The organism is Weissella thailandensis (assembly GCF_005405465.1).
GTDB classification, from domain to species: domain Bacteria; phylum Bacillota; class Bacilli; order Lactobacillales; family Lactobacillaceae; genus Weissella; species Weissella thailandensis.
The window spans coordinates 109,487-120,489 of the sequence record NZ_BJEC01000005.1; the positions used below are offsets into that span (position 1 = coordinate 109,487).

Annotated in this window: 16 protein-coding genes and 1 tRNA gene; 11 read left to right on the forward strand and 6 right to left on the reverse strand. The window is 38.4% G+C overall.

Features of this window, described 5'->3' with window-relative positions:
• Positions 1 to 77 precede the first annotated feature (77 nt).
• On the forward strand, positions 78 to 467 hold the full coding sequence (locus tag FFM62_RS03340; RefSeq protein ID WP_115470241.1) for a rhodanese-like domain-containing protein: 390 nt from the start codon (positions 78 to 80) through the stop codon (positions 465 to 467).
• A gap of 85 nt (positions 468 to 552) precedes the next feature.
• Here FFM62_RS03340 and FFM62_RS03345 read toward each other — a convergent pair whose 3' ends face one another.
• Positions 553 to 735 (reverse strand): DUF3042 family protein, encoded by a 183-nt coding sequence (locus FFM62_RS03345; RefSeq protein WP_115470242.1) that lies wholly within the window; start codon positions 733 to 735, stop codon positions 553 to 555.
• Positions 736 to 808: 73 nt separating this feature from the next.
• Between FFM62_RS03345 and FFM62_RS03350 the strand changes: the two genes are divergently transcribed.
• The 8 genes from FFM62_RS03350 to FFM62_RS03385 all read left to right on the forward strand — a co-directional run bounded on the left by FFM62_RS03350 (position 809) and on the right by FFM62_RS03385 (position 6,868).
• A complete protein-coding gene (locus tag FFM62_RS03350) occupies positions 809 to 1,438 on the forward strand; it encodes a glycerophosphodiester phosphodiesterase (RefSeq protein WP_115470243.1) in 630 nt (209 codons plus the stop codon).
• 8 nt (positions 1,439 to 1,446) lie between these two features.
• Positions 1,447 to 2,370, forward strand: coding sequence for a tRNA (adenosine(37)-N6)-dimethylallyltransferase MiaA (gene miaA / locus FFM62_RS03355; protein WP_115470244.1), 924 nt, complete (start codon positions 1,447 to 1,449; stop codon positions 2,368 to 2,370).
• Positions 2,371 to 2,435: 65 nt separating this feature from the next.
• Positions 2,436 to 2,780 (forward strand): MerR family transcriptional regulator, encoded by a 345-nt coding sequence (locus FFM62_RS03360; protein ID WP_075270170.1) that lies wholly within the window; start codon positions 2,436 to 2,438, stop codon positions 2,778 to 2,780.
• Positions 2,781 to 2,813: 33 nt separating this feature from the next.
• A complete protein-coding gene (glnA, locus tag FFM62_RS03365) occupies positions 2,814 to 4,160 on the forward strand; it encodes a type I glutamate--ammonia ligase (protein WP_075270169.1) in 1,347 nt (448 codons plus the stop codon).
• A 147-nt stretch (positions 4,161 to 4,307) separates the two neighbouring features.
• Entirely contained in the window at positions 4,308 to 5,186 is an 879-nt protein-coding gene (locus tag FFM62_RS03370) for a hypothetical protein (protein WP_115470245.1), read from the forward strand.
• A gap of 1 nt (position 5,187) precedes the next feature.
• The gene (locus FFM62_RS03375; RefSeq protein ID WP_115470246.1) at positions 5,188 to 6,210 is read left to right on the forward strand and encodes a hypothetical protein; all 1,023 of its coding nucleotides are present in this window, start codon (positions 5,188 to 5,190) and stop codon (positions 6,208 to 6,210) included.
• A 4-nt stretch (positions 6,211 to 6,214) separates the two neighbouring features.
• A complete protein-coding gene (locus FFM62_RS03380; RefSeq protein ID WP_115470247.1) occupies positions 6,215 to 6,730 on the forward strand; it encodes a dUTPase in 516 nt (171 codons plus the stop codon).
• Positions 6,731 to 6,794: 64 nt separating this feature from the next.
• Positions 6,795 to 6,868, forward strand: a tRNA-Arg gene (locus FFM62_RS03385).
• Between the two features lie 160 nt (positions 6,869 to 7,028).
• On the opposite strand, the gene FFM62_RS03390 is transcribed toward FFM62_RS03385, so the two are convergent.
• The 5 genes from FFM62_RS03390 to FFM62_RS03410 form a co-directional block, all read right to left on the reverse strand.
• A complete protein-coding gene (locus FFM62_RS03390) occupies positions 7,029 to 8,108 on the reverse strand; it encodes a site-specific integrase (RefSeq protein ID WP_115470248.1) in 1,080 nt (359 codons plus the stop codon).
• A 165-nt stretch (positions 8,109 to 8,273) separates the two neighbouring features.
• The gene (locus FFM62_RS03395; RefSeq protein WP_115470249.1) at positions 8,274 to 8,930 is read right to left on the reverse strand and encodes an Ltp family lipoprotein; all 657 of its coding nucleotides are present in this window, start codon (positions 8,928 to 8,930) and stop codon (positions 8,274 to 8,276) included.
• 110 nt (positions 8,931 to 9,040) lie between these two features.
• Complete coding sequence (locus tag FFM62_RS03400; protein WP_115470250.1) at positions 9,041 to 9,424, reverse strand: DUF4429 domain-containing protein; 384 nt, start codon at positions 9,422 to 9,424, stop codon at positions 9,041 to 9,043.
• A 71-nt stretch (positions 9,425 to 9,495) separates the two neighbouring features.
• Positions 9,496 to 9,879: a hypothetical protein gene (locus FFM62_RS03405; RefSeq protein ID WP_115470251.1), complete on the reverse strand. Its 384-nt coding sequence runs from the start codon at positions 9,877 to 9,879 to the stop codon at positions 9,496 to 9,498.
• The gene (locus tag FFM62_RS03410; RefSeq protein WP_115470252.1) at positions 9,880 to 10,233 is read right to left on the reverse strand and encodes a helix-turn-helix domain-containing protein; all 354 of its coding nucleotides are present in this window, start codon (positions 10,231 to 10,233) and stop codon (positions 9,880 to 9,882) included.
• 281 nt (positions 10,234 to 10,514) lie between these two features.
• On the opposite strand from FFM62_RS03410, the gene FFM62_RS03415 reads away from it, so the two are divergent.
• On the forward strand, positions 10,515 to 10,751 hold the full coding sequence (locus FFM62_RS03415; RefSeq protein WP_115470253.1) for a hypothetical protein: 237 nt from the start codon (positions 10,515 to 10,517) through the stop codon (positions 10,749 to 10,751).
• Between the two features lie 12 nt (positions 10,752 to 10,763).
• The gene (locus FFM62_RS03420; protein ID WP_115470254.1) at positions 10,764 to 11,003 is read left to right on the forward strand and encodes a hypothetical protein; all 240 of its coding nucleotides are present in this window, start codon (positions 10,764 to 10,766) and stop codon (positions 11,001 to 11,003) included.

Here is an 11,003-nt window from a genome sequence, read left to right on the forward strand (position 1 = left end):
ATATTTTTAGAAAAGATTTCTGATGGAATTTTTGATATGATATTATAAGTATGAGTTAAGAAATGGGGAATTATAGCATGTGGATAACGCTATTTACGATTATTTTACTTTGGTTCTTGTGGTATGTTGGTAACAAGTTGTGGACGAACAGTTTGTTAAAGAAATCTGCAACTGTACTGACATCTGAGGACTTCGAGCCTCAAAGCCACGGCCATGACATCGTTGATATCCGTGAACCAGCCAAATTTAAGTCAAAGCATGTTTTTGGCGCACGTAATATTCAATATATGATGTTGAAGGAAAATCATGCAGCTCTTCGCAAAGACAAGCCTGTCTTTTTGTATGATGAAAATATGCAATTTGCTGCTCGTATGGCAAATATCTTGAAAAAAGATGGCTACGATCAAGTGTATGTCTTGAAAAATGGTTTTGCTGATTACAAGGGTAAAGTAAAGTCTAATCAATAAAAATAAAACCAGCTCGATGATGTATTAATCTTATCAATCAAAGGTTAATACACCATTTAGCTGGTTTTTTGTTATCATGTAGTTATTAGAAACGGCTACCGTGTGATTGGGCAGCTTTGCGAGCAGACTTACGCTCAGTTTCTTCGAACTTTGCTTCTTCATCGGCAATCGGTTTAACAGCAACCTTATGGAAAGTGACAGCAGCTGTTGCTGCGGCTGCAACGGTACTTGCAACGCCGGTAAGAACGCCAACCCCAAATTTTTTCATACGATGATCCTCCAAATCTTTACTAAGATTATTTTAACATATTTAACAGCATTTAATAAATAGAGGTGTTAAAATGCATTTACCAAAAAGAACTATCATTGCCCATCGTGGTGTCCATGATCGTGGTACAAAAGAAAACTCTTTGGCCGCTTTTCAACGAGCAATTGACATGGAGGCCGAGGGATTAGAACTTGATGTCCAACTGGCTAACGACCGGTTAGTTTTAAAACACGATATAAACGCCGAAGAAACCAAGGATTTACCAACCTTTAAGGATTTTCTGGCCTTAATCAAAGCATCACATTACAATGGTTTTTTGTTGATTGAATTAAAGGGTCGTGACGGTGCAAAGGAGCTATATAAGCAATTGCAAGCTGCTGGATTATCGAATCAGCTGATGCTCCAATCATTTTGGGAGCAACCCTTGCGTGAATGGCGGACGTTAGATAAGCGTGTACCAATTGGCTATTTGCGACATTATCCCAACCGACTTTGCTGGCGACTGGCAAAAGATAAAATTATTCAGCAAGTCAACTTAGATTATCGTTATGCTCCTTTACGGATATTATCACCATGGTGGTTGCCAACCTATTGGTGGACGATTAATCGGCCAAGTGTGACGGGGCTCTTAATGCACCTCAATGTTGCAGCCGTTATTACTGATGATATCAAACAAGCTCTGAAGTATCGAAAAAGGAAATAAAATTAATTATGCAAAAAATTGTTGTTATTGTCGGTCCGACTGCTGTTGGTAAGACGGCATTGTCCATCAAATTAGCCCAAAAGTTTGATGGCGAAATTGTATCGGGTGATTCAATGCAAATTTATCGTGATTTAAATATTGGAACAGCTAAGGCAACGCCTGTCGAGCAAGCAGCAGCCCCACATCACTTAATTGACATTGCCGATTCCGATGAAAACTACTCAGCAGCAAAGTTTGTGACTGCTGCGCAAGATGCAATTGCGGATATTAGCGGTCGTGGAAAACTACCAATATTAGTTGGGGGAACCGGCTTTTACGTACAAGCTTTACTGGGAGATCGGTCTTTAGCACAGACACCAGATATTGATGATCCAGATTTTGTGCAACATTGGACAACGATTGCTCATACGGAGGGAGAACAGGTTCTCCGAGATGCTCTAAAAAAAGTTGATTCAGTCAGTGAAGCACGCATTTTACCAGGACAAATTCGGCGTTTAGTACGAGCCTTATTAGTTAGTACTCATACTGGACAACCTTTTTCATCGTTACAACCAGAACCCAAACGTCAATATGATGCATTGATTATCGGTTTAACAACAGATCGTTCATTGTTGTATGAACGCATTAATCAACGGGTTGATGACATGATGGTGTCAGGTATTTTGGATGAAGCGAAATTAGTTTACCAACTTCCGGATGAGAGTACGGCTAAACGTGCCATTGGTTATAAAGAATTATTTGGATATCTTAATGGGACTGCCACTTATGACGAGGCAGTGGTAAAATTGAAACGGGCTTCACGTCGTTATGCGAAACGCCAAATGACTTGGTTTAATAATCAGTTTCATGATATTCACTGGTATGACTTAGTACAACAACCAGTGCAGTTAGACCAAATCATAGACCAATTAACTGACTTCATGTTAGAATAGGTGACATTGATGATCACCAACGCGCACGAGCGTGGTAATATGCTAGTCATAGGGAGGTCAGTGATATGAGTGAACGAGAATTACGACGTGATTTAGCTGTCTTACCAATGAGCGTTGTGCGAGAATTAACAGGTTTGTCAGATCGTCAAGTACGTTATTATGACCAGCAAGGGTTGATTGAGCCTCAAAGAGGTGCAGGTAAACAGCGTCGTTTTTCATTGGACGATGTCGATCGTTTGCTCCAAATTGCTGAGTATTTGGATGCTGGGTATACCGTTGCTGAGATTCATGAAGTTGACCAAAAGCAACAAAGAAAGCATACGAAAGAACCTTCGGAGGAAAGTTTACGTCATATGTTAGCTGATGAGTTGTTAAATATCGGACGGCTTAACGGAAAACAAAAATTTTAAGAGTGTTTTTATAGTATAAAGGAGAATTGAACGATGGTACGTAGAGCATACACAAAAGATGATATTCGACAGAAAATTGCTGATGAAAAAGTTGAGTTTTTACGTTTACAATTTTCAGACGTGTTTGGCAACATCAAGAACGTTGAGGTGCCAGTGTCTCAATTGGAGAAGGTTTTAGCTAACAAACTAATGTTTGATGGCTCATCCATTGAAGGATTTGTGCGTATTGAAGAATCAGATATGTACCTTTATCCTGATTTAGACACATTTATGATTTTCCCATGGGCAACTGACGAACATGGTGGTAAAGTTGCTCGTCTAATTGCCGATATTTATACAGCAGACCGTGAGCCATTTGCAGGAGATCCACGTAATAACTTAAAGCGTGTTTTGAAGCAAATGGAAGCTGATGGTTATACAAAGTTTAACCTGGGTACTGAGCCGGAGTTTTTCTTGTTGAAGATGGATCAAAACGGTAAGCCAACGATGAACCTAAATGATAAGGGTGGCTATTTTGATTTGGCACCATTAGACATGGGAGAAAACACTCGCCGTGAAATCGTGCTTGAGATGGAAAAGATGGGCTTTGAAGTAGAAGCTGCGCACCACGAAGTTGCACCAGGTCAGCATGAAGTTGATTTTAAATATGCCGATGCATTAGATGCTGCTGATAATATTCAAACATTTAAGATGATCGTTAAGACTATTGCACGTAAGCATGGGTTATATGCAACCTTCTTGCCAAAGCCAATTTCAGGTATCAATGGTAATGGTATGCACGTTAACATGTCTTTGTTTACTGATGATGGTAATGTTTTCTATGATGAAAACGGTGAGTTGCAATTATCTGATACGGCATACCACTTCTTGGGTGGTATCTTGGCACATGCGGCTAACTATACGGCTATCACTAATCCAACGGTTAATTCATATAAGCGTCTAACGCCTGGTTATGAAGCACCTGTTTATATTGCTTGGTCAGGTTCAAATCGTTCGCCTATGGTTCGCGTGCCATCATCACGTGGTAATTCTACCCGTCTAGAATTACGTTCTGTTGATCCGACAGCAAATCCATATTTAACCTTCGCTGCTATCTTGGGAGCCGGGTTAGATGGTATTGAGCATAAGTTAGAACCAAAACATGCAGTGGACCGTAACATCTATTTGATGGATGAAGCGGAACGCCGTCGTGCTGGTATTACCGACCTACCTGATACGCTATTTGAAGCAGTTAATAAGCTAGAAGAAGATGAAGTTGTTATGGCAGCTCTTGGTAAGCATATGGGACGTACATTTATTGATGCTAAACGTCTTGAGTATCAAGCCTACCGTCGTGAAGTTTCACAGTGGGAGATTGATACTTATCTAGAACAGTACTAAAATTGTTAAAAACTTATAAAAACAGCGCTAACTTCTACACAAGTTACGCTGTTTTTTAAGTTTAGGTTGTATGATAGTAGTAGGTTATTATTTTAATAGCTAAATTTAATCAATTTATCAATTATTACAAAAATAGGAGGGGTTGAGATGGAAAGTACGCCATACATTCAGACAGATTTACCGTCGAATCAATCCGTGTTACAACAAAAGTTGCAGACGAAACTGGATTATTTAACTAGTATTCAATCGGCGGTTGTTGCGGGGGACGACCGACAGATATATGAGTTATTAGATAGCCAAAAGTATGATTTAAAAGTACGTCAAAAGTCTGAAACAGAAACAAATCGCCCATTGGCAGTTTTGGTGGACGATATGAAAGATGAATTAAGTCATCATCTAGGACAAAAGTTAATCAACTATTTGTCTGAAACATTTCCTTTCTTTTATTATGAAGAAACACAATTAGGTGTTTTTCAGCTGTACTTTGGAAACTGGTGGGATCGCCGCCATTTTGGTATTCTAGATCCCTTGGCGGTTAAATTTATTTTTAATGATGATGAGTATGAAAAGTTAGAAAAAGCAGTTGAACTATCAGCACATGGTCAACGGTACAATTCACAAGTAATTGAGGATACGACACGTGCAAATGAAACCTTGCAAAAAGTCGTTGATGAACAAAATCAACGTGATGCTGAACGTACGCAACTTTTGGCGCAATTGTCGTCGTCTGAAGAACGTGGTGGGTTATTTGGCAATCGTGGTCAATCTGAACAACGTGAAGTCTTGAAGGAACGTTTAAAGCAGCTCGATTCAGCTGATGCTAAGGCGCAGACAGTGCCAGCCTTGATTGCTGAAAATAATACGCAAATTTTGAATTATTCTAAAGAAGATACGATTTTAATTTATGAACAACGGGCAATTACCGATACATTTGGTACATTTGATGAATTCCAACAAGCGGTTGGTAGTTTATACGAAAATTATGTTGGTAGTTTAGCTGCAGCAGCTGAAGAAGGAGGTGTTTAAGATGACTGAGCACCTACAAAAGCGTGTTGATTCCTATGTCAAAATTTTGGCAGATGATATCGGACGCATTCAACAATTGCTGGCGCAAGTTAATGAACTAGCTAATGCGACGGATCCAAAAAAAGTTCACTTGTTAGCGCAACAACTAACTACAGCAACCTTAGATACAGAATGGGTCGTTGTGCCACGCCAATACTCACAGGCAGATTGGTATATGCTAGCTCTTGAGCGTTTCTTGAGTTTTGCTGCCGTTACTGACTATGATATTTTGACGCCAGCGGAACGTGAAGAATTAACATTGGTATTTCCAGAGTTAGATATACCAGCAACTTTCCAATTTGAGGTAAACCATGATCAAAATGGTGGTGCCTACTTTAAAGAGTTAGGAACTAATAAGCGCTTATTCTATTGGTCACTAACTCGTAAGCAAATCTTTTTTAATGCTGAATCAATTACAGATTTGTTAGTTGAGAATTTTCGAAAAAAGACTACCGTTGCCCGTATTCGACCATTAGTTACGTTGTTAACTAATTTTGGTCGTTATATGGAAACCACGTTTGGTTATCGAGTTGACTACAATATTTTGGAAACAACAGATGACTTCCTATATCCGCTACGCCAAAAGGAAATGCCCGCAGGTATATTGGATCGGTTATTCGTCTTATCCGCCGATTCAGATTATTTCTTACAAGCAATCCCTAATGGTGCCGGATTAGTTTTGGAAAATAATGTTGAAGTACGTGTCTTTTATGTTAATGATGCAACGACAACGGATGCGCAACGGTGGCATTTCCAAGTCATTGATGGCAATGATAGTGTATCGTGGTTAGATGTATTGTTGGATTATGATTTTATTGGTGCTTGGTATCTTGTTGAGCGACAATTCATTGAAGTTGAAAGTGAACCATTGGTTTTTGACCAGAACTTACAAGAAGTTGAAGCACGTGAGGCTGAAGCTAAAGAATCGGCTGTCCAGCCAGAAGTTTTATCACCACACTCAGTAGCATCTGTAGAGGAGTCGTAGTCATATGACGGAGTTGGATATTGCAAAATATTTGCGACAAACTAGGGACATGATGCACGAAGTCAGTGTACAATGGGAAATACCGATTGGTCCGAAACAAGTTTTATTAAATGACTATCTTAACTTAGATGTCAGTTTAAGTGAGTTGACGTTCAAAACGCAATCGGTACTATTGAATGTTCCTGGTAAGCAACCACAACAAGATGAACAAGAAGTGTTAGCTTTGTATAGTCAAGCATTTGTTCAGTTTTTGACCATTAGTTTGCGACAACAATGGACACATTTAATGGTTATGACTGATGAAGATATTGCACAATTTGGACGTTTTCCACAACGGCATTTAGCCCATCAATTTATGGGCATTAAGACGATTTTGTTAAACAGTTATCATCAAAAACGTCAAGCAGACTTTTCGCATGCTTGGCGGTCATTCTTGAAATTAGGTTTAGTGGAGTTAGGTATTTCGCAAGCTGATCTCCATAAAGCAATCCAGAATAATTTTAATGACAACTATGCTTGATTCATTATGCAAATAAACGTACAATAGATGAGGCGGATGCATATTCGTTCCATCTATTTGATATGCAACTGTAGCACAACTGGATAGTGCACTCGGTTTCTACCCGAGCGGTTGTGGGTTCGAGTCCCACCAGTTGCATTTAGATACATTTTAATAAATTATTGAGGACCCTTGATATACCAGCATAAACGTTGATGCATCAAGGGTTTTCTTTAGTTTTAAACATCCTTTTGAGTGTCATTAAATATCATTAAATATCAACGAAAATCATGAAATTTACTGCCGATTTACTGCGCATTTACTGCAAGTTTTCTAGCAGAGAAACCGAGTGTTCATCCTCGATTGAGCGTGTTCTATCGAGCATGTGGGTATAAACTTTTAGCGTCATTGAAACAGATTGATGTCCTAGACGAGCAGAAACGTATTGAATGTCAACTCCATGAGATAACAACCAGCTAGCGTGGGTATGTCGCAAACCGTGGAATGAAATAATTTTAGGCGAGTGAGTAAGCTCTAATAACCGTTTTAAGCGTTTGTTTGCGCTGGCACTTGTAATTGGTCGTTTGTCGCCAAAAACAAAGTCAGCGGAGCTATGAGACGGTTTCCAATTAAATAAATCGTTTAGTAAATTGTGCGGTACACTCACGGTACGTCTTGAAGCTCTGGTTTTAGGTTCCTTGATGTTCCTTTCAAACTGATCCCATGCTTTGTTAATGTCAATTGCACCAGCTTTAATATCAGACCAAGTAAGCCCTGCTAATTCTTCGTAGCGTGCGCCAGTATTCAGTGCTAGTAAAATCATTTCATCAGAGTCAACACGTTCAGGTAAGGGTATTTCTTGAATATAATTGACCAATGCTTTCATTTGTGGCTCTTCTAGATATTTCAATTCTGCTGATTTACCGTCTTTTCCAATTGCATTTAGTCCGTTCATGGGGTCTTTGAAAATCAACTCATCATAGATTGCTGATTTAATCGCCTCATGGAGTAGTGAACGTGTTTTTCTGACTGTAGCGGTAGCATACTTTTCGCCTAATGTATTAAGAAACTTTTGTGCAATAGGACGTGTGAGACCTTGCAAAGTGACTGCTGGCAGATATTGTCGCAGGTATGTCTCAATGTGTGCATACCACTTGTAGGTGGCAGGGGCTTTATCTTTCTTATACACCGTGTACCAGCTATGAAAATAATCAGCTAACGGTTGATCTTTTGCCATGCTCACACCGTGAGTTTGCTTTTCAGCTTCCATTTTGGTTGCCCATGCTTTGGCGTTTGACTTCGTTTTAAAACCAGATTTGGTTTTTGTCTTGAACCCTGTATCAGTTTTAACAGATATACTGGCAGCCCAACCTTTATTGCGTCTATAAATACTTGCCATATTAGCTTAAACCTAACCTTTCATGTAAAAAATATAGATAGTTTAAAGACGTGTCTAGGTCTGGTATACTAGATACGTTAAATAAAGCGTATAAAACCGCTTGTTAATATTGAGATGCACGTACACTGTAAGTTTGGTCGCTGAGGGTGTACGTGTTTTTTGTTTTTAATTTCCTAAATGTTGAATTGCATAGTCAGCTTCTTCTGAAGTGAATTGTTCACCATATGATGAAGTCAATTGCTCTCTAATTGCATCTGAAGACATTCCTTGTTGATTTTTGTAGTCTCTAGCTTTGTTCAAAGCATTCTTGTTGTAATCAACTTTTAGATTATCAACAGCGTATTGTGCTTCAGCTTCTGTAAACTTATCACCAGCAGTAGCTATCAATTGTTGACGAATGCCTTCTTTAGACATGCTTTGTTGGTCTGAATAAGCCTTGGCAGCCTTTAAAGCATTGGCATTATAGTCAGCTTTCAAGTGGTCTACTGCATATTGAGCGTCTTCATCACTGTATTGATCACCAGCTGATGCTGTTAATTGAGCGAAAATACCTTGCTTAGACATATGCATCATTGATGAGTATGATTTAGCTTTTAGCAATGCACCTAATTGGCTTTTTGTAGCACCCTTGGTATCCACTGTTGTCGTGCTACTTGATTTTTTACTGCTTGTATTAGAAGAACTAGATGTATCTTCCTTGTTTGCTGTTGTGCTTTTGTTTCCACCAAATGAACCAAATGCTGCAATAGCAATGATAATAATAACAACCCATACCCAAATTCTTTTGAAAAATGGTTTCTTTTGTTTCTTTTCCCGAGCCATTTTGCCACTCCTTAAACAGCTTTTAACGTGGATCAGGTTTGCACGTATATGTATGCCACCTCAGCGGGTGGCTTTTTTATATTGCATTAAGCTTGAATAGAACGTTTACATTATTTGTTGTGGGAAATAATTGCGTTCTCAATAACTTCCTTAATTTCAAGGATAATTGCTTTATCTCCAGCAAGAAAAGTGATTGTATTTTCATCTTTAACGGCGTCAAATACACCACGTTTGCTATCTTGAGAACCAGGGTAGTTGACTTGTAAGTATCCAACAGTCACACCAGGTTCTTTCAATTGATAACCGGTTATTGAACTAAGCAGAATGGACTTTTCACCGTCTAAACCTTGCAACATAGCGTTTATTGCTCCACCACGAGCGATACGTAAGAAATTATTATCTAAGCGAATTGTTTGTTTGTTATTTTTAATATAGAAAGTTTTTTCACCACTTACCTCAGGGTAAAGCTCTACTTGTTCTTTATTTCCAAACATAATTGGTACTCCTTTATATTTTAACGTCATTCTTATATGGACGTATGTATGGCACTAGCAGATTGTATTTTTTATATTGCATACATGTTAATGTCTGACATTTCAGCAATTACTGATTGTTCCAAGTGTGCAGGTACACCATAAATTAGCATGAAATCAACGTAATTAAAATGACCACCAGTGTTGATATGATGCTTCATTAGTTCATGAATAGCCTCATTTTCAGCGTCGCGTTCGTTCGGGTTACGTTCGTCATTACCATTAAAGCCAAACAATCTGTGATGATGTCTTTCCTTAATATGGATGATTTCATGTTTCAAGTAATAAGGCGTCACTAGATCAGGATTATAAATAACAACCTTGCGTTGCCAGTGCGTAACAGCTGGTAGTGAAATAGGTAAGGCAAGGTATTCATAATCTAAATCATTAATATCGTTTAATAATTCTCCTATCATTTAGTCACGCTTTGGGTACCTTGCAAGGACAGCCTTAATGATTGCCCAATCTTCATCGGAAATTGGTTGCCCGTTTGCTGAAATCATACGGTCACGTTCATCATCTGTAACAGTGTATAGATCTATTGGTTCGTCATCCTTTTGGATACTGTGCATATCGTCAGTATTACCCAACAGGTAGTCGACTGATACACCTAGTACGTCAGCAACAGCTTGCAAGTTATCAGTTCGCGGAGTTTTATCACGCCATTGATAAATAGCGTTTGGTCCAAGCCCAGCAGTCTCTGATAAAACTCGTAAACTACTGTATCCTTTCTTTTTTGAAATATTTTTAATGCGGTCAAACGTTGTCATTTCAGTACCTCTCGGAGGTATCATAAATAAAATTTACGCTTTTTAGTGCAAAACTATTGCAATTACTATTGAGCGTGTTATTATTATTTATGTACCAAAGTTCTTTACAAAAAGTGGTGCACAAAAGTAATTTGTTAATAACGATAATCTTTGACAGGGAACAGCGTTATAACAATGTTTTTAGTGCGTTTATTTATGTGTATATAATAGCACGCTAAAGCGTACATGTAAACAAAAGAAAAGAACAAAAGTACACCAAAATGATAAAAGGAGGTTAACCAATGGTAGCAATCACGATTAATCAATCTTATTTAGACAGAGTTGGACGATTGATTGGAGAGATATATGCAGCTCAAATGACAGAAAAAGAAGTCTATGAGCATGTGGGTGTTTCTAAAACAACGTGGATGAATGTTAAATCTGGAATTGCAGGTCAGAACACCATTAATCGAGTTCTAAATGATTCAGAGATGTATGTAGCTGGCGTATTAAATGAACGCCGTAAGCAAGTTAATTAAGGAGGCTTAAACATGGCAAAAATAGAAGAAATTTCAATTGATTTAACAAAACATGATATTGAAATAAAGTCATATGCTGGCAGCTATGCGACTTTAAAAATTGATGGAGTGGATTTTAACGATCTTGTTGGAAAAGAAATTGATGGTCATAAGATGGCTCATTTAAAAAGAATTGCGTTTGTAGCACCTTATATCAACAACGATGATGATGCCTTCAAAAACAAAACGCTTAAACTGATTATCCATCAATAA